The following is a 24,507-nucleotide window of genomic DNA, read 5'->3' as shown; positions in this document are numbered from 1 at the left end:
AGCGCCCCGCACCAACCGTGGCCTGATACGCTTAAGGTTCGGTTTTCCCTTGCCGACCTTCAAGCTCTTTTTCCAACCGTCTGCCGATTGCTTCGGCTTTTGTGCAAAATGTGATCGTTCCTGGGAGGAAGTCTGACCACTGAATTGTGGCGGCGATCAGAACCGATCCTTTCGGGCGCGAATTTCGCCGAAAACTGCGGCATCTTGGGCACGGTCCATGCCAAGCACCGCTTTCATCCGCGGGTTCGAAGCGCGAAGGAAGGGATTGGTCGCCAGTTCGTCCGACAGGCGCGAGGGAACGGTGGGCTGCCCATTTGCCCGTGCCTGTTCGACTGCCGATGCTCGAGACTTAATCGCCGGTTCGTCGGGTTCAAGGGACAAGGCGAAACGAGCATTGCCAGAGGTGTATTCGTGGCCCGAGCAGACAAGCGTATCGGGAGGCAGGGCAGCGAGTTTCGACAGGCTTTCCCACATCTGGGCCGGCGTTCCTTCGAACAGGCGCCCGCAGCCCATCGCCATCAGGCTGTCGCCCGTGAACACAAGGCCCGACTGGGGAAAGTAGAAGGCGATATGGCCGACGGTATGCCCGGGCACGTCGATGACCTGACCGAACTCGCGACCGATTGTGACGCTCATCCCCTCCGACACCGCCAGATCGAGCGGCGGCAGTCGGCGGATGTCGGCTTCAGCACCGGTGACAAGCGCGCCGGTCTTGGCCCGCAACTCCGGAACGCCGGCAATGTGGTCGTCATGGTGGTGGGTCAGCAGAATATCCGAAAGCTCCCAGCCTCGGGCTGCGAGGGCCGCAAGGATTGGAGCGGCCTCGGGCACGTCGATGACCGAAGTCTGCCCACTCTCTTCGTCGTGGATCAAAAAGGCGTAGTTGTCCTTCAGGCAAGGAATGGTGACAAGTTCAAGTGGCATGGCGTTCGGCCCGGTTCCGGTTATGCTTCGCCCTGACTGTCGCCTTGGAAAGCCGAAGCCGCAATGCATCTCGACGTGGTCGATCTGCGCAATTTCTATTACCGCACCCAGTTGGGGCGGGTGGCGCAGCGCTCCATCCGCGACACCGTCACAAAGATATGGCCCGATGCCCGCGGTCAGACGGTTGTGGGATTCGGCTTCGCCGTTCCTTTCCTGCGTCCGTTCCTCGACAGCGCGCGACGGGTGATCGGGCTAATGCCGGCCCAGCAGGGGGTTATGCCCTGGCCTGCGGGTATGCCGAACGTATCGGTCCTGTGCGAGGAAACGAGCTGGCCGATTCCCACAGGCATGGTGGATCGGCTCCTTGTCGTGCACGGGCTGGAGACGTCCGAGCATCCCTCGACACTGCTCGAGGAGTGCTCGCGTGTTCTGGGGCCGGGCGGCAGGGCGTTGTTCATCGTGCCAAACCGCTCGGGACTCTGGGCGCGCAGGGACGGCACGCCCTTTGGCTTTGGCCACCCCTATTCGCTGTCGCAACTGGAAAGCCAGTTGAAGCGGCACGCCTTCACGCCCGAGCGCAGCCAGGCAAGTCTTTTCGCCCCGCCGTCCAACAAGCGCTTCTGGCTCCGCACGGCGGATTTCTGGGACGGAACCGGGCGCCACGTCCTGCCGTGGTTGGCCGGGGGGGTGCTGGTGGTCGAGGCCTCGAAGCAGACCTATGCGCCGAGCCGCCCCGGCCTGCGCGAGGTTGTCCGGCGCCCGCTGCGCGTCCTGGAAGGGCTTCCCGCCCAGGTGCCGGCCCCGGTATCGACACAGAGCGCACGCCCGAATCCCGCGCGCGCCTGAAGCGGGTTCCGCGACGTTTGCAGATCGTCCGGAACGGGGCGGTCAGAGGTCGTAGGGACTGGGCGTGCAGGCTGCGACGGCCCTGCGACGAACGGCTCGCAATTGCGTGACCTTCGTGGTTGCAGCATGAAAGCGCCTCTGCTACACGGCCTCCCAAATTGAGACGCATGCTTCCTGTATGCGCCCCGGGCTGTCACGGTCTAATGTGACGCTCAGCGCAGAGCAGGTGGCTGACATGAAGGGGTGATCGTGTCGGAACCAGCTTCCATTTCCACAGGAATTGCCGCCCGGTACGCTTCGGCGGTCTTTGATCTGGCCAAGGAATCGGGCGCGCTGAAGGCGCTGGAATCCGATATCGATGCGCTCGCAGCCGCTCTGCACCAGAGCGCGGACTTGCGGGACGTTATCAGCTCTCCGATCTTTTCGCGCGAAGACCAGCTCAAGGCGATCGAGGCTGTCGCAAAGAAGATGGGTCTTTCGGCGCTGACCGCGAACACCCTCGGCCTGATGGCCGGCAAGCGCCGTCTGTTCGTCCTGCCACAGCTCATCACCTCGCTGCAGGACATGATCGCCGCCGACAAGGGCGAGGTCACTGCGGAAATCACCTCGGCCACCGCGCTGTCGAAGGATCAGGCGACGAAGCTCGCTGCGACCCTCAAGGCGCGCACCGGCAAGACCGTGAAACTGAAAACCACCGTCGATGAATCCCTCATCGGCGGTCTCGTCGTGAAACTGGGCTCCACGATGATCGATACGTCGATCCGTGCGAAGCTCTCGGCACTCCAGAATGCAATGAAAGAGGTCGGATAATGGGTATCCAAGCTGCTGAGATCTCTGCGATCCTCAAGGAGCAGATCAAGAACTTCGGGCAGGATGCCGAAGTTTCCGAAGTGGGTCGCGTGCTGTCGGTCGGTGACGGTATTGCCCGTGTCTATGGCCTTGACAAGGTTCAGGCCGGCGAGATGGTCGAATTCCCCGGCGGTATCCGCGGGATGGCGCTGAACCTCGAAGTCGACAACGTCGGTATCGTTATCTTCGGCTCGGACCGTGACATCAAGGAAGGCGACACCGTCAAGCGCACCAAGTCCATCGTGGACGTGCCCGCCGGTGACGCCCTGCTCGGCCGCGTCGTCGACGCGCTTGGCAACCCGATCGACGGCAAGGGTCCGATCGCGGCCGCCGAACGCCGCGTGGCCGACGTGAAGGCCCCGGGCATCATTCCGCGGAAATCGGTGCATGAGCCGATGGCGACCGGACTGAAGTCGATCGACGCCATGACGCCGATCGGCCGTGGCCAGCGCGAACTCATCATCGGCGACCGCCAGACCGGCAAGACCGCCGTGGCGCTCGACACCATCCTGAACCAGAAGGTCTATAATGACGCTGCCGGTTCGGACGAATCGAAGAAGCTCTACTGCATCTACGTCGCCGTCGGCCAAAAGCGCTCGACCGTGGCGCAGCTGGTGAAGAAGCTCGAGGAAACCGGTGCGATGGCCTACACGACCGTCGTGGCCGCGACCGCGTCGGACCCGGCGCCGATGCAGTTCCTCGCCCCTTACTCGGCGACCGCGATGGCGGAATACTTCCGCGACAACGGCCGTCACGCCCTGATCATCTACGATGACCTCTCGAAGCAGGCCGTCGCCTACCGCCAGATGTCGCTGCTTCTGCGCCGTCCGCCGGGGCGTGAAGCGTATCCGGGCGACGTGTTCTATCTGCACTCGCGCCTTCTGGAGCGTTCGGCCAAGCTGAACGCCGACTTCGGGTCGGGCTCGCTGACCGCTCTGCCGATCATCGAAACCCAGGCCGGCGACATCTCGGCTTACATCCCGACCAACGTGATCTCGATCACCGACGGCCAGATCTTCCTTGAATCCGACCTGTTCTTCCAGGGCATCCGCCCGGCCGTGAACACCGGTCTGTCGGTCAGCCGCGTAGGTTCGGCCGCCCAGACCTCGGCGATGAAATCGGTGGCCGGCAAGGTGAAGCTCGAACTGGCGCAGTACCGCGAAATGGCGGCCTTCGCGCAGTTCGGCTCCGACCTCGACGCCGCGACCCAGCAGCTGCTGAACCGTGGTGCGCGCCTGACCGAGTTGATGAAGCAACCGCAGTACGCGCCGCTGACCAACGCGGAAATCGTCTGCGTCATCTTCGCCGGCACCAACGGCTCTCTCGACAAGGTCGCGGTGAAGGACGTGGTCCGCTACGAGACGGAACTGCTGAAGTTCCTGCGCAGCAAGCACAAGGACCTGCTGGACGACATCACGAACAACGACCGCAAGGTCGCGGGCGATCTTGAAAAGAAGATCCGCGAGACGCTGGACGTGTTCACCAAAGACTTTGCCTGAGCGCCGATTGGGGAGCAGGTAAATGCCCAGCCTTAAGGCACTCAAAAACCGGATCGCCAGCGTCAAGAACACGCGGAAGATCACCAAGGCGATGCAGATGGTCGCCGCGGCGAAACTTCGTCGTGCTCAAGAGGCTGCCGAGGCCGCCCGGCCCTATGCCGATCGGATGAACGCCGTGATGGCGGGTCTGTCCGCTGCCGCGGCCGGCAATGAAGGCGCGCCGCGCCTTCTGGCCGGCACGGGGTCGGACAAGGTCCATCTGCTGGTCGTCATGACCTCGGAGCGCGGGCTTTGCGGCGGATTCAACTCGACCATCGTCCGCCTGGCGCGGGCGCGGGCAAATGACCTGCTTGCGCATGGCAAGACGGTCAAGATCCTGACGGTCGGCAAGAAGGGCCGCGAACAGTTGCGCCGCGATTTCGGCACCCTGTTCGTGGGCCATGTCGACCTGACCGAGGTGCGCCGTGTCGGCTACTCCAACGCGCAATCGATCGCGTCGGATATCCTGGCGCGCTTCAACGCGGGCGAGTTTGACGTCGCGACGCTGTTCTTCAACCGCTTCCAGTCCGTGATCAGCCAGATCCCGACGGCACAGCAGATCATCCCTGCCCAGTTCGACTCTGCTGCGGCCGAGTCGACCTCGACGCTGTATGACTACGAGCCGAGCGAGGAGGCGATCCTTGCGGACCTGTTGCCACGCAATGTGGCGACTCAGGTCTTTACGGCCCTGCTGGAGAACGGCGCGTCGGAACAGGGCGCCCGGATGAGCGCGATGGACAACGCCACCCGCAACGCGGGCGACATGATCAACAAGCTCACCATCCAGTACAACCGGTCGCGCCAGGCCGCGATCACCACCGAACTCATCGAGATCATTGCAGGCGCCGAGGCGCTCTGAGGAACCGGAGACAACGACATGGCGAAAGCGAAATCACAGGGCAAGGTGACGCAGGTCATCGGCGCCGTTGTGGACGTCCACTTCGAGGGGACGCTGCCGGCGATCCTCAACGCTCTTGAAACCGACAACAACGGCAAGCGCTTGGTGCTGGAAGTTGCCCAGCATCTGGGTGAGAACACCGTGCGCACCATCGCGATGGACGCGACCGAAGGTCTGGTCCGCGGCGCGGAAGTGACCGACACGGGCATTCCGATCTCGGTCCCGGTGGGAGATGCGACGCTTGGGCGGATCATGAACGTGATCGGTGACCCGATCGACGAAAAGGGCCCGCTCAAGACCGAAGCCCGCCGCGCCATCCACCAGTCGGCACCCGACTTCGCTTCGCAGTCGACCGAAGCGGTGGTGCTGGTGACCGGCATCAAGGTCATTGACCTGCTCGCCCCCTATGCCAAGGGCGGCAAGATCGGCCTGTTCGGCGGCGCTGGCGTGGGCAAGACCGTTCTCATCCAGGAACTCATCAACAACATCGCCAAGGTGCACTCGGGTTATTCCGTGTTCGCCGGCGTGGGTGAGCGGACCCGTGAGGGGAACGACCTCTACCACGAATTCATCGAGTCGGGCGTCATCAACATCGACGACCTCGAGAAGTCGAAAGTGGCGCTTGTCTACGGCCAGATGAACGAACCCCCGGGGGCCCGTGCCCGCGTGGCGCTGACCGGTCTGACCGTGGCCGAGCAGTTCCGCGACCAGTCCGGGACCGACGTTCTGTTCTTCGTCGACAACATCTTCCGCTTCACGCAAGCGGGTTCGGAAGTGTCGGCGCTTCTGGGCCGCATCCCGTCCGCCGTGGGTTACCAGCCGACGCTGGCCACCGACATGGGCGCGCTGCAGGAACGCATCACCTCGACCAAGAACGGCTCGATCACCTCGGTTCAGGCCATCTACGTTCCGGCCGACGACCTGACCGACCCGGCGCCGGCGACCTCGTTCGCCCACCTCGACGCCACCACCGTTCTGTCGCGTGCGATCTCGGAACTCGGCATCTATCCGGCCGTTGACCCGCTCGACTCGACCTCGCGCCTGATGGACCCGGCGATCGTGGGTGAAGAGCACTACAATGTCGCCCGCCAGGTGCAGACCATCCTTCAGCGCTACAAGTCGCTTCAGGACATCATCGCCATCCTCGGGATGGACGAACTGTCGGAAGAGGACAAGCTGACCGTGGCCCGCGCCCGGAAGATCCAGCGCTTCCTGTCTCAGCCCTTCGACGTGGCGAAGGTGTTCACCGGCTCGGATGGCGTGCAGGTTCCGCTCGACAAGACCATTGCGTCCTTCAAGGCCGTGGTGAATGGCGAGTATGACCACCTGCCGGAAGCCGCCTTCTACATGGTCGGCGACATTGAAGAAGTGGTGGCCAAGGCGCAGCGTCTGGCTGCGGCGGCGGCCTAAGGGGGCATCATGGCCAACACGCTGCACTTCGACCTCGTCTCGCCGGAGCGCAAGCTTGCTTCCGTCACGGCGACCGAGGTCTCGATTCCCGCGGCGGCGGGCGACATGACGGCGATGGAAGGCCATGAGCCCACCATCGCCACCCTGCGGCCCGGCATCCTGCGGGCGTTGACGAGCGAAGGCGTTCGCGCTTTCGCCGTGACCGGCGGCTTTGCCGAGATCACCGGTTCGACCGTGACGGTACTGGCCGAGCGGGCGACCCCGGTCGAGGAACTGTCTGGCACGCTGCTCGACGACCTGATCGACGAGGCGCGCGAGCTTGCCAAGGTGGCGCTGGCCGATGGCCGCGATGATGCCGAGAAGCTTGTCAACGACATGCTGGCGCTGAAGACCGCTGCCGGTCACTAAGGCCAAGCCGTAACTCCTTGGGAAGGCCCCGCCATCGCGGCGGGGCCTTTTGCTGTCAAAAAGACCAATTGCCGCCAAGTTTGCCGCAGATAGTCTGCCGGTATGAAGGTGCATGCATGAAACGGTTTTCCAGTTCGCGCATCGGGATCGACCAGGGATCGCAGGTCCTGTTTTCGGACTTTGCCGATGGTGGCCCGATGTGGACGGGCAGCGGCCCGCGCGAAAGCCGACACAAGATCACCTTCAGGGAGCCGTTCCGCGAGTCGCCCTCGGTCATGGTGTCGATCTCGATGTGGGATCTCGACCAGAAGACCAACACCCGTGCAGACATCTCGGCTGAGAAAATCACCAAGTCGGGCTTTCAGCTGGTTTTCCGCACCTGGGGCGATACACGCGTAGCCCGCATCCGAGCCGACTGGATGGCGATTGGCTCGCTGCGGGATGACGACGACTGGGATGTAGACTGAGGTAGAGCAGGTGCGTGCGAGCACGCAACCTACGGATCAGCGCGAATACATGCCCTCGTAGATCGGCACCAGCGTGTCCGTCTCGAACAACGACGACACCGAGGTGCCGTTCCAGATGTTCAGGATCGCCTGCGCGAAGATCGGGGCGGTCGGCACGATGCGGATGTTCGGCGCCGCCTTGACCTTCTCGCCCTGTTCGATCGAGTCGGTGATGACGAGGCTTTTCATCACCGACTTGGTGATGCGTTCGACCGCCGGTCCAGAAAGCACGCCGTGGGTGATATAGCTGTGGACTTCCTTGGCCCCATTCTCGATCAGAACCTCGGCGGCCTTGCAGAGCGTTCCGGCGGTGTCACAGATGTCATCGACGATGATGCAGGTCTTGCCCTCGACACTGCCGATGACGGTCATTTCCGCAACCTCGCCCGCCTTCTCGCGACGCTTGTCCACGATCGAAAGCGGAGCATTGATCCGCTTGGCGAGCTCCCGTGCGCGAGCCACGCCGCCCACGTCGGGGGAGACGACCATGAGGTCGCCCATCTTGCCTTTGAAATGATGCTCGATGTCGAGCGCGAAGACCGGCGAGGCATAGAGGTTGTCCACCGGCATGTCGAAGAAGCCCTGGATCTGTGCCGCGTGCAGGTCAAGCGTCAGCACGCGTTCCACCCCCGCCTGGGCAATCAGGTTGGCCACCAGCTTGGCACTGATCGGGGTGCGTGCCTTGGCGCGGCGGTCCTGCCTTGCATAGCCGAAATAGGGGATCACCGCCGTGATGCGGCCGGCCGAGGAGCGGCGCAGCGCATCGGTGATGATCAGCAATTCCATAAGGTTATCATTCGCCGGGTTCGAGGTCGGCTGGATGATGAACATGTCCTCGCCGCGGACGTTCTCGTAGACTTCGACGAAGATCTCCTGGTCGTTGAAGCGCTCGACCCGCGCATCGACGAGGCTGACCGACATGCCGCGATGCATCGACATGCGGCGGGCGATCGACTTGGCCAACGTGAGATTGGCATTGCCGGAAATCAGTTTCGGCTCGGTGATGGCGGGCATGGGCATATCCTTGGCAGCCGCCGCAGCTGACCCCGCAGCAGGGTCATGCAACGGATTCGTGACGTTGGCATCCGCTTATCACCCGGCTAGGGTCCTTGGAAACCATGCCTTTGGGGGAATGACGCAATGACACAGATCGATTGCTATATCTCCACAGTGTCTCCCTATGTGTATCTCGCCGGACGGCGTGTCGAAGAGATTGCCGCCCGGAACGGCGCGACCTTGGCCTACAAGCCCGTCGACCCTTCCGCCCTGTTCCCGCGCACCGGTGGACAAATCCTCAAGGATCGCCACGACAGCCGGAAGGCCTATCGTCTGCAGGAGTTGCGCCGCTGGTCGGTGAAGACAGGACTGAAGCTGAACCTGCAGCCGCTTTTCTTTCCGGTGAACCCCGCGCCGTCCTCCTATGCCGTGATCGCGGCCATCAGGGACGGAGGTGGCGATGTGGCAGGGCTTATCCACGGGTTTGGGCGCGCGCTGTGGGCCGAGAACAAGGATATCGCCGATGCCGAGGTTATCGCCGACGTGCTCGCGTCAAACGGATACGACCCAAGGATTGCCGATCTCTACATGCTGTCTGCGGCCGAGACTTATGTTGCCAATCTGGAAGAGGCCATCGCGCGGGGTGTCTTCGGCGTGCCGTTCTACATCGTCGGCGAAGAGAAATTCTGGGGCCAGGACCGGCTCGACGACCTGGACCTGCATCTGCAGGGCAAGCTCTAGCTGATGAGCTTCACGAAGCGGTCGGTGTCCTCTTCGGTCGTCGACCAGGAGCAGACGAGACGCGCAGCCCCATCGGGCGGGGCCACCCAGTCATAATAGGCGGCACCTGCGGCTTTTGCACGGTCGTGACCGGCTTTCGGAAACCAGGCGAACATCATGTTGGCCTGGGCGGGGTGGATAAGACCGCTGCCCGGCAGGGCGGCGATCCCCTGCGACAGACGCGCCCCCATGCGGTTCGATTGCGCAGCCAGCCGCAGCCAGAGGTCGCCCTCCAGATAGGCCTCCATCTGTGCCGAAAGGAAGCGGTGCTTGGAAAAGAGATGCCCGCCCCTCTTGCGGCGCAGTTCGAATTCCCAGGCTTTCGCCGGATCGAACAGCACCACTGCCTCGACGCCCATGCAGCCGTTCTTCGTTCCGCCGAAGGACAGGACGTCGATCCCCGCCTTCCAGGTCATCTCTGCCGGGGTTGCGCCCGTTGCAACGATCGCATTGGCGAAACGGGCGCCGTCCATGTGGCTTGGCAAACCCTTTGCGCGGGCCAGTGCCGTCAGCGCGGCAACCTCGGCGGGGGTGTAGACGGTGCCGGCCTCGGTGACATTGGTGATCGAAAGGATCGCCCGTTGCACGCCATGCACGCCGCTTTCACCGATGCGCGACAGGGCCGAGGCAAGCGTGTCCGGCGTCATCTTGCCATGGGCGCCCTCGACCAGGACCAGCTTTGCACCGCCGCTATAGAACTCCGGAGCGCCGCATTCGTCCTCGGCGATATGTGCGTTGCGATGGCAGAAAACCGCACCCCAGGGCGGGCAATAGACCGACAGCGCCAGCGAGTTCGCAACTGTGCCGGTGGCGACCAGATAGACCGCCGCTTCTGGCGCCTCGAAAATCTCGCGGATGCGTTCCGTGACGCGCTCCATGATGGCATCGGCACCATAGGACTTGGCGTAGCCCTCATTTGCGCGGGACAGCGCCGCCATGACCTCGGGCGCGGCGCCAGAGGTGTTGTCCGAGGCGAAGAACATCAGGGGGTCTCCTCGATCAGGTAATCTTCCCACTCTTCCTCCGGCACCTCGAATTCCGGGATCGTCCAGCCGCGCACCGAGGCGCCGGCCTCGTGAACGGAGTTCGGATCGCCGGTGATGAGCGGGTGCCAGGGGTAGAGCTTTCGCCCCTCGTGCAGCAGCCGATAAGCACAGGTTCGGGGCAGCCAGTAGGCAATCTTCGGCAATGTCTCGGTGTTGAGTTGCACGCATTCCGGGACGAACTGCCGGCGGATGGCATATTGGCTGCAGCGGCAGGTCTCGCCATCGAGCAGACGGCAGGCGATACGGGTGAAGGCGACCTCACCTGTGTCTTCGTCCTCGAGCTTGTTCAGGCAGCATTTGCCGCAGCCGTCGCAGAGCGCCTCCCATTCCTCGGGGGTCATCTTGCGAAGGGGGACGGTTTCCCAGAAGCGGGGACGAAGGGGTTTCGCAGCCATGGGCGGACCCTGCACCGGGGCGGCGGAAAAGGGAAGGTCAGAGCGAGGTAAGAATCGCGCGCGCCTGATCGACGTCTTGATCCATCTGTTCGATCAGGGCCGGCAGGCCGTCGAACTTTCGCTCGGGACGAAGGTAGTCGACCAGCGCGATAGACAGGTGCTGGCCATAGAGATCGCCCTTGAAATCAATCAGGTAGGTTTCAAGGTTTGGCCGGTTCTCTCCGAACATCGGCCGGACGCCGATATTCGCCGCGCCCATGTAGCTGCCGATCTGTGGCCCGGTCATGACATCAACCTTCACGGCATAAACCCCGGGCCGGGGCAAGTGCAGCCCTTCGACCGACATGTTGGCGGTCGGATAGCCGAGCTCGCGGCCCCGTTTCATGCCGTGCAACACCTCGCCGTCGATCCGGTGCCAATGGCCGAGCATGTTGGCGGCGTCACGCGTGCGCCCCTCCGACAGGGCAGTGCGGATCGCGGTTGAGGAGATCGACGTACCGCCGGCCTGGACCAGCTCGGCGACGGTCACGTTGAAGCCGAGGTCCCGCCCCAGTGACTGGAGCGTCTCCGCAGATCCGGCTCGCGCCTTGCCGAAGCGGAAATCGGCGCCGACCACAACATGCGACACGCCGAGGCCGTCTGCCAGGATGATGCGGGCGAACTCCTCGGGCGTCAGCGCCGCAAGGTTCCTGTCGAAGGGCAGCTCGTAAAGCTCTTGGACGCCAAGCTTGGCAAGACGGTTCGCGCGCGTCTCGGGGTTCATCAGGCGGAAGGGCGGCGACTCGGCTGCGAAGAACTGCCGAGGATGGGGTTCGAATGTCACGACTCCAAGCGGCTCGTTGGGCCGGCGGGCAAGGTCAATCACCGCCTTGTGGCCAAGATGGACGCCGTCGAAATTGCCCATTGCGATGGACGCGCCCCGATCCGAAGCGTCAAGCCCCTGCCAGTGATGGTGAACCTTCATTCGTCCCCGCGCCGGATCGGGCGGGCCAGCCGCCGTCAGTCGAACTTGTTGCTGGGCGCAAGAACCAGCGCCTCGCCCTTCAGCACCACGGTATTGCCGACCGAGCAGCGGGTTTCAAGGGTGACACGGCGCCTGCTATGGTCGATGGCCGTCACCGTGACTTCGGCCAGAACGGTGTCGCCGGGGCGAACGGGCGCCATGAATTTCAGGCTCTGGCCCAGATAGACGGTCCCATGGCCGGGAAGCTGTTCGCCGATCACCGCCGAGATCAGGCCGGCCGTCAGCATGCCATGGGCGATCCGGCCCTCGAAGATCGTGTCTCGGGCATAGTCGTCGTCCAGATGTACCGGATTGCGATCGGTAGAGACCTCGGCAAAGAGCTGGATATCGCGGTCCGTCACCGTCTTGCGCAGGTGGCGGGTCATCCCGATCTCGATGTCTTCAATGCAGATCGTGCCGCGGGGCAGGTTGTCGAGCATCTCGCGAATCCTCTCGGTCATGACGAGGGAGTTTACTCGATGCTGCGCCGCAGCGCAATTGCTACGCGCAAGATTAAACCGCATTGTAGCAACAGATCGAAAGATTGTTACCCTCCCGGCTCGGCGCAAGGCTATGGCTAGCCTGCCTCCTACCGGAGACGCGAGATCGAATAGGTGGGCGACATCTGGTGGCTGGCAAGCCAGTCTTCAAGCAAGCCTTTGTCGGGATTGAGTGAATCCGGTCCGAATTGATCGACGGCGATCCCGCCGGTGACGAAGACCACATCGATCCCTTCGCCCTGTGCGCCCTGGACGTCGGTCGCGATGCCGTCGCCCACGGCGAGGTAGAGCGGATCGCCCTCTCCCCCAAGTTCGGCGACACGGCGGCGGGCCAGATCATAGATCGGCGGATGCGGTTTGCCGAAATAGAGCGCCGTCCCCCCCATCTGCTCGTAGAGCTGTGCGAGCGCGCCGGCGCAGAACAACCGCTTGTCGCCGTAATCGACGATGATGTCTGGATTGGCGCAAAGCATCTTCAGACCCTTGGTCTTTCCGTAAAGCAACTGCCCGCGATAATCCTCGGGCGTTTCGGTCAGGTCGTCGGTGAGGCCGGTGCAGACGATGCCTTCGGCTTCCTCGAGCGGAACGATGGAGAAGGGTGGTTCGGTTGCCGCCAGACGGGCGAGATCTTCGCTGAAATCGGTGAAGAAGGGCTTGTCCTTCTCGGCGCCGATATGCGCGACCTTGCGACCGACCGCGCCGGTGACGAGGCCGTATTGCGCGGCATCGCCCGAGCTGACGATGTCGTCCCAGATGTCCCGCGGGACGCCCATCCGGTCCAACTGTTTGGCGACGCTAGGTTTCGGGCGCGGCGCATTGGTGAGGAGGATCACCTTCCCACCACGGGCCCGGAAGCCCCGCAGGGCTGTGACAGCCTCGGGGAAGGGGTGCTTGCCGTCATGCAGGCAGCCCCAGAGATCGCAGAGCAGCACGCCGTAGCCATCGGAGATTTCGTCGAGATGGGAGATCAGCCGGGTCATGCGAGGGCCTTTCGCTGCTAGAAGGGAGGCTGGAACCCGTTCGGATTCCGTGGGGCAGGCGTAGGCCCGCAAAGACAGGTGTAATCCGGTTGCCTGCGGCCCGTCCGGCGGAGCCTGTGACGGGCCGCAAGATCCCTTGAAGGATATTGCCAAGACTTTGCGAGCAGTCTTGGCGTCGCGGTCAGACCTTGAGCATCGGCAGGATCTGCTTCTTGCGGCTCATGATGCCGGGCAGAACCACCGTGTCGCCCGAGACCTTCGCGCCGAAAGACGCCTCGGCCACCGTCTTGACGAAGTCGTTCGGCACGAGGAGCGTCGCCTCTTCCTTCAGGATGTCGATGATGAACAGCAGCACCTGATCGGCGCCGTCTTCCTTGGCCACGCCATCCATCGATTTCATCAAGCTCGCCTTGCGGTCGAGAAGCACCTTGGGGGCGGTGGTCTCAAGGACCGAGACACGGAGCTGCTTGCCGCCGAGTTCGTATTCCTTGGAGTCCATGCGCAGCAGTTCGGCATCCGAGAAGCGCGATACGTCCGACTTGGCGGCGAAAAGCTCGGCCGCATAGTCGGGGATCGATATGCCGAGGTCCGCCGCCAGCTTTTCAGCCACCGCCTTGTCATGCGAAGTCGTGGTTGGCGACCGGAATTCCAGCGTGTCGGACAGGATGCAGGACAGCATTGCGCCCTTGATCGCCTTCGGCGCCTTGGCAAGGTCGGCACCGATCAGGTCGTGCATGATCGTCGCGGTGCAGGCGAGCGGGCGGATGGTGATGTCGATCGGGGTCTTGGTCTTGATGCCGCCAACCAGCATGTGGTGATCGACGATACCAAGGATGTTGGCGTCATTGATCGAGGCGGGCAGTTCGGCCGGGTTGTTGGTATCGACGATCACCACCTCTTCCCCCGCGCCGACGTCGGCGATGATCTCGGGCTTGGCCAGATCCCACCGCTTCAGCACGAAGGCGGCCTCGGTGTTCGGCTCGCCAAGGAGCACGGGCTTGGCCGGGGTGCCCTTCACCTCGGTCAGGTACCAGGCCCAGATGATGGGCGAGCCGGTGGAATCGGTGTCGGGGGATTTGTGGCCGAAAACCTTGATCATGGGTATGCCTTCGCAAAAGGGGAGTTTTCCGCGCGCCTTATAGTGTCGGGCGGCCGGGTTGTCACGCCGCGCCGCCCTGCGCTGCGTGTGGTGCTGCGCCGCAGCTAGGACTGGCCTGACGGCTAAGGGGAGGGGAACGGCAGTCGCTCGATCGCAAAGCCCTGCTGCTGCAGAAGCGCCAGAACGCCTTCGGGGCCAGCCAGATGCAGGGCGCCAAAGGCTGCGAAGACGGCCCCTTCCTTGGCGGCGGCCTCGATGACCGGAATCCATGCGCGATTCCGGCCTGACATAAGCATCTCGTCCATCTGCTGGGCCTCGGCGCGGGCCCGTTCAGGTGTCATCCCCGGCGTCTGCGCCGACTGCCAGAGTGAGAATTCCCACATCAGTCGGGCGTTCTCGGCAAAATAGGCCTGCAGTAGAGTGGCAAAGCTGTCGGCCGCCTGATCTTCAAGGGCGATCGACATCTCCAGCATCTCGATCTGGTCGTCGCTCGGCATGGCGCGGATCAGCTTGAAGACAGTGTCGAAGGGCTCGAGCGCGCGGATGGGAATGTCCTGCGCTTGGGCCCGGCCGATGAGCCTCTGGTCAAGACCGTTTCCGTTGCCCTGCATCATCTCCGTTGCGCAGGGTGGTATAGACAGGACCAGAGAGACGTAGGCCGGCTGCATCTTGGCGCCAAGAAAGGCGGGCACCCCGCGTGCCGCGAAGGCCGCCTTCAGCGTCTGCCAGTCGGCCCCGGGCAGGCGTTCGGCCAAGGTCGGGCCTTCGGTGATGAACATCAGCGACGGATCGCTCGCCAGCGCCTTCTGCAGCTTCGCCTGCTCTTCCGGCCCTGCCTCGACCAGCAGCACTGTCGAGGTCTTGAGATCAGGCAGAGCCGCAGCCACCACTGCATCAAGCCGCGGATCGTCGATATGGACGGTGCCAAGAAGCGTGACGACCTCGTCCCCGCGGGTGGCGCGCCAGTAATTCCCCCGTGCAAACGGGGCAGCGTCGGCGGCGGACTGAAGCTCCGCCTGCGTCGCAGGTGGCAGGGCAGCGAGCTGGTCCTGCCCGTTGCAGGCCGCGAAGGCAGGCGAAAGGGGCAGCAGGGCGAGAAGTCCGGCAATGAGAAGGCGCATGACCATTTCCTTGTGAGCAAGGCGAAGGTCGCATGTCCGCGACCGCGCTCCAACCCGGTGCCACAAAAATTTCATCGAAGATTCTGCCGTCGCGGACGTTGACAGGCCGAAGCGCCATGCCTAACTACGCGTCGTTGGCACTCGACCAAGATGAGTGCCAATAGCAATTGAACCTGGAACCTAGGGAGTGTTCTCAGATGGCTTTCAAACCGCTGCATGACCGTGTCCTCGTTCGCCGTGTGAAGAGCGACGAGAAAACCAAGGGCGGCCTGATCATCCCCGATACCGCGAAAGAAAAGCCCGCCGAGGGCGAGATCGTCTCGGTCGGCGAAGGCGCGCGGAAAGACTCGGGCGAACTGATCGCACCGTCGGTCAAGGCTGGCGACCGCATCCTGTTCGGCAAATGGTCGGGCACCGAAGTGACGCTGGACGGCGAAGAGCTGCTGATCATGAAGGAAAGCGACATCCTCGGCATCATCGCCTGAGGACTGCCTTTCCGAACGGGTGCCACCGGCGCCCATCGAACGAAACACAAAGTAAAACTGGAGCATTGATATGGCTGCCAAGGACGTCAAGTTCGACTCTGATGCCCGCGACCGCATGCTGCGTGGCGTGAACATCCTCGCCGACGCCGTGAAGGTCACCCTCGGCCCGAAAGGCCGCAATGTCGTGATCGACAAATCTTTCGGCGCGCCGCGCATCACCAAGGACGGTGTGTCGGTTGCCAAGGAAATCGAACTGGCCGACAAGTTCGAGAACATGGGCGCGCAGATGGTGAAAGAAGTCGCCTCGCGCACCAATGACGAGGCCGGCGACGGCACCACGACCGCCACCGTTCTGGCTCAGGCGATCGTGAAAGAGGGTATGAAGGCGGTTGCCGCCGGCATGAACCCGATGGACCTGAAGCGCGGTATCGACCTCGCTACCACGAAAGTGGTCGAATCGATCAAGGGCGCGTCCCGTAAGGTCGAGAACTCGGACGAAGTGGCTCAGGTCGGCACGATCTCGGCGAACGGCGAAGCCGAAATCGGCCGTCAGATCGCTGACGCGATGCAGAAGGTCGGCAACGAGGGTGTCATCACCGTCGAAGAGAACAAGGGCCTCGAGACCGAGACCGACGTGGTTGAGGGCATGCAGTTCGACCGCGGCTACCTGTCGCCCTACTTCGTCACCAACGCTGACAAGATGGTCGCTGACCTGGAAGACGCGCTCATCCTCATCCACGAGAAGAAGCTGTCGTCGCTCCAGCCGATGGTGCCGCTGCTGGAAGCTGTCATCCAGTCGCAGCGTCCGCTGCTCATCATCGCGGAAGACGTCGAAGGCGAAGCGCTGGCGACCCTCGTGGTCAACAAGCTGCGCGGTGGCCTGAAGATCGCTGCCGTGAAAGCCCCGGGCTTTGGCGACCGCCGCAAGGCCATGCTGCAGGACATCGCGATCCTGACCGCCGGTCAGGTGATTTCGGACGACCTCGGCATGAAGCTCGAGAACGTCACGATCGACATGCTCGGCCGCGCCAAGAAGGTGTCGATCAGCAAAGACAACACCACGATCGTCGACGGCGCTGGCGAGAAGGCGGAGATCCAGGCCCGCGTTGCTCAGATCCGCGCGCAGATCGAGGAAACCACCTCGGACTACGACAAGGAAAAGCTGCAGGAGCGTGTTGCGAAACTCGCTGGCGGCGTGGCCGTGATCCGCGTTGGCGGCATGACCGAAGTCGAAGTGAAAGAGCGCAAGGACCGCGTCGATGACGCCCTGAACGCGACCCGTGCGGCCGTGCAGGAAGGCATCGTCGTTGGTGGTGGCGTTGCCCTGATCCAGGCCGGCAAGTCGCTTGACGGTCTGAAGGGCGTGAACAGCGACCAGGACGCCGGCATCGCCATCGTCCGCAAGGCGCTGGAAGCCCCGCTGCGCCAGATCGCCGAGAACGCCGGCGTGGACGGCTCGGTGGTGGCCGGGAAGGTCCGTGAGTCGAACGACAAGACCTTTGGCTTCAACGCCCAGACCGAAGAATATGGCGACATGTTCAAGTTCGGCGTCATCGACCCGGCGAAGGTCGTGCGCACCGCTCTGGAAGATGCGGCGTCGATCGCGGGTCTGCTCATCACCACCGAGGCGATGATTGCCGACAGGCCGGAGCCGAAAGGCGCCCCGGCCGGCATGCCGGGCGGCGGCATGGGCGGCATGGGCGACTTCTGATCGCCCGAGCAAACGACATCGGGAAAGGGCGGCCTCTGGCCGCCCTTTTTCTTTGACCGCATGGCGGGTGCCCGCTGCGATACCTGCGACGCAAGCGTGACGTATGACACCGCCCGGGCTATACCTGCCGAAGAAAGGAGGTGTCCCATGGCTCGCGAACCGAAGGACGAGGCGGCACCGACCGTCGAGGAACTCACCAGCCAGATCGCCGAACTTCAGGCCGAGATCGCGGCACTGTCGGCCGATCTGAAGGAGAAGGGCGCAGAATTCGCCGCCGGCCTGAAGGTCAGGGGCGAGCATGTCGCTGGCGAGGCAAAGGCCAGGGCGCAGCACGCCTTCGCCGATGCCGAGACCGCCATGCGTCAGAACCCTGCGACGGCGATGGCTGTGGCTGCGGGGGTCGGCTTCCTTGTCGGCCTTCTCTTGAACCGGAGATAGGCGTGTTCCGGCTGGTTGGTCTCGTTGCGCGGGCGAAGGCGCGCGACACGATGCGGAAGGCGGGCTTTGGCCTTGCTGCCGTCATCTGCCTGATTGTGGGTCTGGGCTTTCTTGTCGCCGCAGCCTGGATCGCGCTGGCGGCCCTGAAGGGGGCGCTGTTCGCTTCGATCTTCCTCGGGCTGTGCTTCCTTGGCCTCGGGGCCATCCTGATGGCCGTCGCGGCAATGCGGCCGCGCCGTCCAACGAGCGCGGCGCCCGATCTGGACAGCGACGCGCTCGAAGCCCTGTCGCGCGCCGCCGCCGGTGGGCCGGGCGAGATGGAACGGGCCATGCGGGGGTTCCTGGCGCAGGCCGGGTTGACCCCGCCGGAAACCGGAGGGGTGCCGTCGCTGGTGGCGGCCTTCGTCTTTGGCCTGACCCTGGCGCTGACCCGCCGCCGCTGATCTGAAGGAGGCCCCTTGCGGGGCCACGCCTTTTGTCTCGCCGGCGGCCTTCGCCGCCGGCTCGGGTTTGCCTCCGGCGGGGGTATTTGGCGAGGAGAAGCCTCAGGCGCGGAGGATCGCCGGGCCGTCAGGCCAGCCGTCGAGCCGCGCCTCCTTCGGGACCACCAGCGTTCCGACTGCGCCAAGGGGTGCGATGGCAAAAGGGGAGGAGGCGCCAAGCTTGTCGGACGTGGCGAGCACCACGGTTTCGCCGGCCTGCGCCATCATCCGGCGTTTGATTGCCGCTTCTTCGTCATCGCCGGTGGTCAGACCCCTCTCGGGGTGGAGACCGGTGACACCAAGCAGGCAGAGGTCGGCATGGATTTGTGCGAAGCCCTCGGCGGCGACAGCACCGACCGCGACCATCGAATGGCGGAAAAGGCGACCGCCGATCAGGATCACTTCGATGTCAGGGAAAGGCTCCAGCGCAGCGGCGATGGTCGGGCTGTGCGTGACGATCGTCGCGCGAAGATCGGCGGGAAGGATGTGGACGAGTTCCAGATGGGTGGTCCCGCCGTCGAGAATGACCACCTGCCCGGGCCGGATCAACCTTGCTGCAGTTGCGGCAAGGCGACGCTTTTCGCCGACCGCCATGCTACGCCGGTCTGCCAGCGGACGGTGCGTCGGCGACAGCGGCAGAGCGCCGCCATGGACGCGCAGCAACTTTCCCTCGGCGGCCAGTTCGCGCAGGTCGCGACGGATCGTGTCTTCGGACAGGCCCAGCTCGGCTGCGAGCGTGGCGGCGACGAGCCGACCCTCAGCGGCGAGGCGGGAGAGCAGGAGGGCCTTGCGTTGCGCAGTCAGCATTCCACAACCATGATTACACGAGATTGCACGAGATTGCATGAATCAGTCGGGTTTGCTAGGGGGGTGATGACAAAGGAGACTGCCATGACCAGACCAATGATGATCCTGATCGCCGGACCCTACCGCTCGGGAACCGGCGATGACCCGGCGCGGATGGCCGCAAACCTGAAGCGGCTGGAAGAAGCGGCCTGGCCGATCTTCGAGAAAGGGCATGTGCCGATGATCGGCGAATGGGTAGCATTGCCGGTTCTGCACGGGGCGGGCGGCGGTGCCGTTGGCGATGCGCTTTATGACCGGGTGATGCACCCTGCCGCGCACCGCCTGCTGCAGCATTGCGATGCGGTGCTGAGATTGCCGGGGGCGAGTTCTGGTGCGGACAACGATGTGCGCATCGCCGAGGCGCGGGGCATTCCGGTCTATCGCAACCTCGACGAGATCCCGGCCGCAGCTTGAAGCGTAAACCTAGGGACATACGGCAAGGCGTGTTAGAGTAGCCCATGAAGCTATTCCTGCTCGCCGCCCTTACAATGACGGCCTTTGCCGCGAACTCCGTCATCAACCGCGCGGCGGTCGGGGGCGACCACACGAGCGCTGCGATGTTCGCGCTTCTGCGGCTCTGGTCCGGTGCTGCGCTTCTTTCGGCGCTTGTCTGGTTCGGTGGGTCTCGCCTGGCCCTCGGGGAAAGGGATCGTCCGGGTCGCGCGCTGGCGCTGCTGGCCTACATGGCGGGATTTTCCCTTGCCTACCGTTCGATCGATGCCGGCAGCGGGGCGCTGATCCTGTTCGGAGGGGTGCAGATCACCATGTTCTGCGGGGCGCTCTGGGGAGGAGAGCCCATTCCGGCGCGGCGTTGGCTGGGGGCGGGGTTGGCCTTTCTCGGGCTGATCGTTCTGCTGGCGCCGGGACGTGCGGGCGCGATCCCGCTGCCAGCGGCGGGTTCGATGGCGGGCGCGGCTGTGGGCTGGGGGATCTACTCGCTGCTTGGGAGCGGCAGCCGGGATCCGGTTGCCGACACAGGAGCCAGCTTTGTCCTGGCGGCCATAGGGTTTTCCGGGCTGGTGGCGGTCTGGCCCGGTATCGTGCTGACGGCAGACAGGACGGGGATCGCGTTGGCCTTGCTGTCCGGTGCGGTCACTTCCGGGCTCGGCTATGCGCTCTGGTACCGGCTTCTGCCCCGGCTCGGGGCCAGCAGGGCCGCGGTTGCGCAACTGACGGTGCCGCTGATCGCTGCGACCGGCGGGCTGGCGCTTTTGCACGAAGGGCCAGGGCCGGTGTTTCTGCTGGCCGCGGCGATGGTGCTGGGCGGCGTGGCGCTGGCCCTGACTGGCCGGCGCGTCTGAAAGGATTGGTCAAAGATCCTTCACCATCCGCGAGGCCGTCTGGGTCTTTTCGCCAAGCGTGACGCTGCGCCCTCCCTCGTGGAGGATGAACCCCTCGCGTTCCCAGAAGGCACGACCGCGGGGGTTGGCATCGAGCACGGCGAGGTAGAGACGGCGTTTCCCGCGACGGCGCGCTTCGGCTTCTGCCTCTTCGAGTAGAATGCGGCCGAGTCCACGCCCTCGGGCGCGGGGGGCCAGGAGCATCAGGCCAAGATAGGAATCTTCGTCCGTCGGGTAGCCGAAGGATTGCTCGATCAGGCCGAGCAGGCTTCCCTCCCCGTCAAGCGCGCCAAGACGGAACGATGTTGCCGGGTCGATGCCGGGCGGGGCATCGGCGAAATACTCATCGGTCAGTTCTGGCCCGGGCTCGGCATCGCGTTCGATCGCCACATAATCGGCAGCCTCGGCATAGAGGGCCGCGACAAGGGCACGATCGGTATCGGGGGAAAGCTGGCGCAGGATCATGGGCCGGTTTCGACGGGCGAAATGGCCAGGATCTCGAGCTCGGTCCTGCCGGCCGGGCGCGTCCAGAAAACCGTATCGCCGATCCGCGCGCCGATCAGGTTGCGGGCAAGGGGGGCATGAGGGGCGATGCGTCCCTGTGCTGGATCGGCCTCATCCTCGCCCACGATCTCGTAACTGGTTTCGGTCCCCGCCTCGTCCGCAACGGTGACGCGGGTGGCGAAGGCCACTTCCTGAGGCGCGGCGGGCGGTTCGACCGGAATCGCCGAACGCAGGCGCGCCTCGAGATAGCGGATGTCGCGCTCGGCTGCGGCTTCCGGCAACTTGTCGAGCCGGTCGGGCCGCGCGCGCAGGCGGGCGAGTTCGGTTTGGGTTGCGGCAAGCCGCGCCTGCAACGACGCAAGGCCGCGCGGGGTGACATAATTCGGATGGGGAGAGATCGGCAAATCGGGCAGCGGGTCAAGCTCGCCCGAGCCCTCCTTCACGAAGGCACGGCTCATCGGACGATCGGCTCCAACGGGTCGTAGAGCATCGTCCCGCCCCAGGCAGCGGCGGGCAGGCTGTCGGGCTTGAAGCGGATGGCACCTGACGAAAGCTCTTCCCGCGAGAAGAAGCGGCGGGAATGCACGACGCGCTCTGGGTCGCGCCAGGCGTCGGACAGGGAGCCGCCGATGATGGAGCAACGGAAATAGATATCGGCCTGATGAAACCCCGAGGCCGGATCGTGGAACTCGTTGACCAGAACCGGCTCGCCGACCGAGACGGTGAGGCCGCATTCCTCGTGCACTTCGCGGATCAGGTTGTCGGGAAGCGAGGTGCCCGGCTGCGCACCACCCCCCGGCGCGCACCAGAGGTCGGAGCGGCGGCCCGCATAGGCGTTGACCAGAAGCAGCCGATCCTCGTGCAGGATCAGCGCGCGAACGGCCAGGCGGGGCGTACGGTGGCTCATCCTATAAGGTTGGCGCGCGGGCGTTCATTTGTCCATGCCGCAGCATTCGGATAGGCTCAACGCCATGCGCATGCTTCTGTTCCTTCTGACCGTCCTTCTTGCTCTGCCAGCGCGTGCGGAGTGCGTGATCCTGTTGCACGGACTTGCGCGCACGTCGTCGTCGCTTCTGGCGATGAAGCTCGCGCTCGAGGAGCAAGGCTACCGGGTCATCAATGTGGATTATCCCTCGACCGAGGAACCGGTCGAGCAACTGGCCGGGCGGTATGTCGGCCCGGCTGTTCAGCAATGCGGCGGCGAGCGGGTCAACTTCGTCACCCATTCGATGGGCGGGATCCTCGCGCGGATCTGGCTGGCGCAACACAGGCCGGCCAATATGGGGCGTGTCGTCATGCTGGCTCCGCCAAACCAGGGATCGGAGCTTGTTGACAGTCTGGGCTCGATCGCCGCCTTCGAATGGGTCAACGGCCCCGCCGGGCTCGAGTTGGGAACGGGCAAGGGGTCGGTTCCGCTGTCGCTGCCGCTGCCAGATTTCGAACTGGGCGTCATTGCCGGAGATCGGTCGATCAACCCGATCTATTCCGGCATCATCCCGGGCGCCGACGACGGCAAGGTGTCGGTCGCAAGCACCCGCATCGCCGGTATGACCGATCACATCGTTCTGCCCGTGACCCATACCTTCATCATGCTGAGCCCTGTCGTCATCGCGCAGACCATCCGGTTCCTTCAGACTGGAGCCTTCGAGCATGACATGAGTCTGCGGACAGCCGCAGGAATACTGGGCACAACGACCAAGCCGCCAGAGGGGCCATGACGGGCAGGTGCTTGCCCCTGCTCGCCCAACAGCTAGCGGCGGGTCACCCGGTTCACGTGCCCCATCTTGCGACCCGGGCGCGGCGCGCCCTTGCCATAGAGGTGCAGCGCCGTGTCTGCATCCTTCGCAAGTCCGGGGACGCGCAGGATGTCGTCACCGATCAGGTTCTCCATCACCACGTCGGCATAACGGGCCCCGTCGCCAAGCGGCCAGCCGGCTATCGCGCGGATATGCTGTTCGAACTGGTCGACCGCGCAGCCATTCTGTGTCCAGTGGCCGGAGTTGTGCACGCGGGGGGCGATCTCGTTCACGATCAGGCCCCCAGCCGTCACGAACAACTCCACACCAAGGACGCCGACATAGTCGAGCGCGTTGAGGATTCGGGCAGCGATCAGAATCGCGTCGCTGCGCTGGTTCGGCGACAGGCGGGCGGGCACCGTGGTGGTGCGCAGGATTCCGTCACGATGCACGTTCTCGCCCGGATCGAAACAGGCAACCGAACCGTCAAGCCCACGCGCGGCGATCACCGAAACCTCGTGGCTGAACGACACGAAGCCCTCGAGTACCGCCTCTGCGCCGTTCATTGCGTCCAGAGCCTTGGCAGCGTCCACTGGCGACATCAGCCGCGCCTGGCCCTTGCCGTCATAGCCAAGGCGGGTGGTCTTGAGGATCGACGGCGTACCGATGGCCGCGATGGCGGATTCCAGCGAGGCCATGTCGGACACGGCACGATAGGGCGCGGTCGCCAGGCCGATGGACGTCAGGAAATCCTTCTCGGCAATACGGTCCTGGCTTATCGCCAGCGCCCGGCGGTTCGGGCGGATCGGCCGGCGCGCCTCTATCAGATCAAGCGCCGATGTCGGTACGTTCTCGAATTCGTAGGTCACGACATCGATGGCCTCGGCAAAGGCTCTCAGCGCGGCCTCGTCCTCGTAGGATGCCGTGGTGACGTAGTGCGCCACGTCGCCAGCGGGCGGCATGGCGGCGGGTTCGTAGATATGGGTGCGGAAGCCCAGTCGGGCGGCAGCGACCGAGAGCATCCGACCAAGCTGGCCACCACCGAGGATGCCGATGGTCGAACCGGAGGGGAGCGCCTCAGTCATCCTTCGGTTCCTCGGGGATCGAGGCCGAAAGCGCCTCGCGCCAGGCATCGAGCCTGGTGGCGAGTGCGGAATCGCTGACCGCGAGGACGCCGGCGGCGAGAAGGCCCGCATTGGCCGCACCGGCGGCGCCGATCGCCATGGTCGCGACAGGGTATCCCTTCGGCATCTGCACGATGGAATAAAGGCTGTCCACGCCGGACAGAGCCTTTGTCTGGACCGGCACGCCAATCACCGGAATCCGGGTCTTGGAGGCCATCATGCCCGGCAAGTGGGCCGCGCCGCCCGCGCCGGCGATGATGACCTTAAGCCCGCGTTCGGCCGCCGTCTTGCCGTAGGCCCACAGCCGGTCGGGCGTGCGGTGGGCGGATACGATCTTCGTCTCGTAGGACACACCAAGTTCGTCGAGGATCAGGGCAGCTTCCTTCATCGTCGGCCAGTCGGACTGGCTTCCCATGATGATTCCCACGTCCACGGCCATGCGCGCCTCCGGTTCAAGAGGCGCGCAATATAGCGGCGGGGGACCTAGGGGCAAGGTTGCGGACCCCACCTCTGCGAAGCTGCGGCGAATTTTCTGCGAAAAT

30 protein-coding genes are annotated in these 24,507 nt (G+C 64.3%); 15 read left to right on the top strand and 15 right to left on the bottom strand.

The window, feature by feature from the left end; genetic code table 11:
• Positions 1 to 156 precede the first annotated feature (156 nt).
• A complete protein-coding gene (gloB, locus tag L0V05_RS17010; RefSeq protein ID WP_234872599.1) occupies positions 157 to 924 on the bottom strand; it encodes a hydroxyacylglutathione hydrolase in 768 nt (255 codons plus the stop codon).
• A gap of 63 nt (positions 925 to 987) precedes the next feature.
• Here gloB and L0V05_RS17005 point away from each other — a divergent pair, with 63 nt between their 5' ends.
• The 7 genes from L0V05_RS17005 (at position 988) to L0V05_RS16975 (ending at position 7,340) form a co-directional block, all read left to right on the top strand.
• Positions 988 to 1,770, top strand: coding sequence for a class I SAM-dependent methyltransferase (locus L0V05_RS17005; protein WP_234872597.1), 783 nt, complete (start codon positions 988 to 990; stop codon positions 1,768 to 1,770).
• 249 nt (positions 1,771 to 2,019) lie between these two features.
• A complete protein-coding gene (locus L0V05_RS17000; RefSeq protein ID WP_234872595.1) occupies positions 2,020 to 2,580 on the top strand; it encodes a F0F1 ATP synthase subunit delta in 561 nt (186 codons plus the stop codon).
• Complete coding sequence (gene atpA / locus L0V05_RS16995; RefSeq protein WP_234872593.1) at positions 2,580 to 4,118, top strand: F0F1 ATP synthase subunit alpha; 1,539 nt, start codon at positions 2,580 to 2,582, stop codon at positions 4,116 to 4,118. Before L0V05_RS17000 ends, atpA begins: the two co-directional genes overlap by 1 nt.
• A gap of 22 nt (positions 4,119 to 4,140) precedes the next feature.
• Positions 4,141 to 5,016 carry a F0F1 ATP synthase subunit gamma gene (locus tag L0V05_RS16990; RefSeq protein WP_234872591.1) on the top strand — a complete coding sequence of 292 codons (876 nt, stop codon included), beginning with the start codon at positions 4,141 to 4,143 and terminating at the stop codon, positions 5,014 to 5,016.
• 18 nt (positions 5,017 to 5,034) lie between these two features.
• Positions 5,035 to 6,465, top strand: a complete 1,431-nt coding sequence (gene atpD / locus L0V05_RS16985; RefSeq protein WP_234872589.1) for a F0F1 ATP synthase subunit beta — start codon at positions 5,035 to 5,037, stop codon at positions 6,463 to 6,465.
• 9 nt (positions 6,466 to 6,474) lie between these two features.
• Positions 6,475 to 6,873, top strand: a complete 399-nt coding sequence (locus tag L0V05_RS16980) for a F0F1 ATP synthase subunit epsilon (RefSeq protein ID WP_234872587.1) — start codon at positions 6,475 to 6,477, stop codon at positions 6,871 to 6,873.
• A gap of 116 nt (positions 6,874 to 6,989) precedes the next feature.
• Positions 6,990 to 7,340 carry an H-type lectin domain-containing protein gene (locus tag L0V05_RS16975; RefSeq protein WP_234872585.1) on the top strand — a complete coding sequence of 117 codons (351 nt, stop codon included), beginning with the start codon at positions 6,990 to 6,992 and terminating at the stop codon, positions 7,338 to 7,340.
• A 36-nt stretch (positions 7,341 to 7,376) separates the two neighbouring features.
• Here the strand turns inward: L0V05_RS16975 and L0V05_RS16970 are convergent, their stop codons facing one another.
• Entirely contained in the window at positions 7,377 to 8,393 is a 1,017-nt protein-coding gene (locus L0V05_RS16970) for a ribose-phosphate pyrophosphokinase (RefSeq protein WP_234872583.1), read from the bottom strand.
• A 126-nt stretch (positions 8,394 to 8,519) separates the two neighbouring features.
• Between L0V05_RS16970 and L0V05_RS16965 the strand changes: the two genes are divergently transcribed.
• Positions 8,520 to 9,116 (top strand): 2-hydroxychromene-2-carboxylate isomerase, encoded by a 597-nt coding sequence (locus tag L0V05_RS16965; RefSeq protein WP_234872581.1) that lies wholly within the window; start codon positions 8,520 to 8,522, stop codon positions 9,114 to 9,116.
• Here the strand turns inward: L0V05_RS16965 and L0V05_RS16960 are convergent.
• The 7 genes from L0V05_RS16960 to L0V05_RS16930 form a co-directional block, all read right to left on the bottom strand.
• A complete protein-coding gene (locus L0V05_RS16960; RefSeq protein ID WP_234872579.1) occupies positions 9,113 to 10,138 on the bottom strand; it encodes a threonine aldolase family protein in 1,026 nt (341 codons plus the stop codon). The two genes, L0V05_RS16965 and L0V05_RS16960, sit on opposite strands and share 4 nt — an antisense overlap.
• Positions 10,138 to 10,596 (bottom strand): YcgN family cysteine cluster protein, encoded by a 459-nt coding sequence (locus L0V05_RS16955; RefSeq protein WP_234872577.1) that lies wholly within the window; start codon positions 10,594 to 10,596, stop codon positions 10,138 to 10,140. The genes L0V05_RS16960 and L0V05_RS16955 overlap by 1 nt, the downstream gene beginning before the upstream one ends.
• Before the next feature lie 37 nt (positions 10,597 to 10,633).
• Complete coding sequence (locus L0V05_RS16950; protein ID WP_234872575.1) at positions 10,634 to 11,560, bottom strand: bifunctional riboflavin kinase/FAD synthetase; 927 nt, start codon at positions 11,558 to 11,560, stop codon at positions 10,634 to 10,636.
• 35 nt (positions 11,561 to 11,595) lie between these two features.
• Positions 11,596 to 12,039, bottom strand: coding sequence for a MaoC family dehydratase (locus L0V05_RS16945; protein WP_234872927.1), 444 nt, complete (start codon positions 12,037 to 12,039; stop codon positions 11,596 to 11,598).
• Positions 12,040 to 12,188: 149 nt separating this feature from the next.
• Entirely contained in the window at positions 12,189 to 13,079 is an 891-nt protein-coding gene (locus tag L0V05_RS16940) for a TIGR01459 family HAD-type hydrolase (RefSeq protein ID WP_234872573.1), read from the bottom strand.
• Positions 13,080 to 13,260: 181 nt separating this feature from the next.
• On the bottom strand, positions 13,261 to 14,178 hold the full coding sequence (locus L0V05_RS16935) for a manganese-dependent inorganic pyrophosphatase (protein ID WP_234872571.1): 918 nt from the start codon (positions 14,176 to 14,178) through the stop codon (positions 13,261 to 13,263).
• A 122-nt stretch (positions 14,179 to 14,300) separates the two neighbouring features.
• Positions 14,301 to 15,299, bottom strand: a complete 999-nt coding sequence (locus tag L0V05_RS16930) for a TraB/GumN family protein (protein WP_234872569.1) — start codon at positions 15,297 to 15,299, stop codon at positions 14,301 to 14,303.
• Between the two features lie 197 nt (positions 15,300 to 15,496).
• Between L0V05_RS16930 and L0V05_RS16925 the strand changes: the two genes are divergently transcribed.
• From L0V05_RS16925 to L0V05_RS16910, 4 genes are all read left to right on the top strand, one after another.
• A complete protein-coding gene (locus L0V05_RS16925) occupies positions 15,497 to 15,784 on the top strand; it encodes a co-chaperone GroES (protein ID WP_234872567.1) in 288 nt (95 codons plus the stop codon).
• Positions 15,785 to 15,854: 70 nt separating this feature from the next.
• Complete coding sequence (gene groL / locus L0V05_RS16920; protein WP_234872565.1) at positions 15,855 to 17,495, top strand: chaperonin GroEL; 1,641 nt, start codon at positions 15,855 to 15,857, stop codon at positions 17,493 to 17,495.
• 147 nt (positions 17,496 to 17,642) lie between these two features.
• Entirely contained in the window at positions 17,643 to 17,933 is a 291-nt protein-coding gene (locus tag L0V05_RS16915) for an ElaB/YgaM/YqjD family protein (RefSeq protein ID WP_234872563.1), read from the top strand.
• 2 nt (positions 17,934 to 17,935) lie between these two features.
• Complete coding sequence (locus L0V05_RS16910; protein WP_234872561.1) at positions 17,936 to 18,376, top strand: hypothetical protein; 441 nt, start codon at positions 17,936 to 17,938, stop codon at positions 18,374 to 18,376.
• Positions 18,377 to 18,478: 102 nt separating this feature from the next.
• Here the strand turns inward: L0V05_RS16910 and L0V05_RS16905 are convergent, their stop codons facing one another.
• On the bottom strand, positions 18,479 to 19,222 hold the full coding sequence (locus L0V05_RS16905) for a DeoR/GlpR family DNA-binding transcription regulator (RefSeq protein WP_234872560.1): 744 nt from the start codon (positions 19,220 to 19,222) through the stop codon (positions 18,479 to 18,481).
• Positions 19,223 to 19,306: 84 nt separating this feature from the next.
• Between L0V05_RS16905 and L0V05_RS16900 the strand changes: the two genes are divergently transcribed.
• Both L0V05_RS16900 and L0V05_RS16895 read left to right on the top strand, forming a co-directional pair.
• Positions 19,307 to 19,675, top strand: coding sequence for a hypothetical protein (locus tag L0V05_RS16900; protein WP_234872558.1), 369 nt, complete (start codon positions 19,307 to 19,309; stop codon positions 19,673 to 19,675).
• A 44-nt stretch (positions 19,676 to 19,719) separates the two neighbouring features.
• Positions 19,720 to 20,562, top strand: a complete 843-nt coding sequence (locus L0V05_RS16895) for a DMT family transporter (RefSeq protein ID WP_234872555.1) — start codon at positions 19,720 to 19,722, stop codon at positions 20,560 to 20,562.
• Between the two features lie 9 nt (positions 20,563 to 20,571).
• Here the strand turns inward: L0V05_RS16895 and L0V05_RS16890 are convergent, their stop codons facing one another.
• The 3 genes from L0V05_RS16890 to L0V05_RS16880 are packed head-to-tail and all read right to left on the bottom strand — an operon-like array spanning position 20,572 to position 22,012.
• The gene (locus L0V05_RS16890; protein WP_234872553.1) at positions 20,572 to 21,066 is read right to left on the bottom strand and encodes a GNAT family N-acetyltransferase; all 495 of its coding nucleotides are present in this window, start codon (positions 21,064 to 21,066) and stop codon (positions 20,572 to 20,574) included.
• Positions 21,063 to 21,563, bottom strand: a complete 501-nt coding sequence (locus tag L0V05_RS16885) for a GreA/GreB family elongation factor (RefSeq protein ID WP_234872551.1) — start codon at positions 21,561 to 21,563, stop codon at positions 21,063 to 21,065. Before L0V05_RS16885 ends, L0V05_RS16890 begins: the two co-directional genes overlap by 4 nt.
• Positions 21,560 to 22,012 (bottom strand): NUDIX domain-containing protein, encoded by a 453-nt coding sequence (locus L0V05_RS16880; protein WP_234872549.1) that lies wholly within the window; start codon positions 22,010 to 22,012, stop codon positions 21,560 to 21,562. The genes L0V05_RS16885 and L0V05_RS16880 overlap by 4 nt, the downstream gene beginning before the upstream one ends.
• A gap of 64 nt (positions 22,013 to 22,076) precedes the next feature.
• On the opposite strand from L0V05_RS16880, the gene L0V05_RS16875 reads away from it, so the two are divergent.
• Positions 22,077 to 22,823: an esterase/lipase family protein gene (locus L0V05_RS16875; protein WP_234872547.1), complete on the top strand. Its 747-nt coding sequence runs from the start codon at positions 22,077 to 22,079 to the stop codon at positions 22,821 to 22,823.
• A 32-nt stretch (positions 22,824 to 22,855) separates the two neighbouring features.
• Here the strand turns inward: L0V05_RS16875 and L0V05_RS16870 are convergent, their stop codons facing one another.
• Positions 22,856 to 23,926 (bottom strand): 5-(carboxyamino)imidazole ribonucleotide synthase, encoded by a 1,071-nt coding sequence (locus tag L0V05_RS16870; protein ID WP_234872545.1) that lies wholly within the window; start codon positions 23,924 to 23,926, stop codon positions 22,856 to 22,858.
• Positions 23,919 to 24,404 carry a 5-(carboxyamino)imidazole ribonucleotide mutase gene (purE, locus tag L0V05_RS16865; RefSeq protein ID WP_234872543.1) on the bottom strand — a complete coding sequence of 162 codons (486 nt, stop codon included), beginning with the start codon at positions 24,402 to 24,404 and terminating at the stop codon, positions 23,919 to 23,921. The genes L0V05_RS16870 and purE overlap by 8 nt, the downstream gene beginning before the upstream one ends.
• Positions 24,405 to 24,507: the final 103 nt, after the last annotated feature.

Source organism: Alitabrizicola rongguiensis, assembly GCF_021491355.1.
In the GTDB taxonomy this organism is placed as follows: Bacteria; Pseudomonadota; Alphaproteobacteria; order Rhodobacterales; family Rhodobacteraceae; genus Aliitabrizicola; species Aliitabrizicola rongguiensis.
This window is presented reverse-complemented; position numbering and strand designations above follow the sequence as displayed.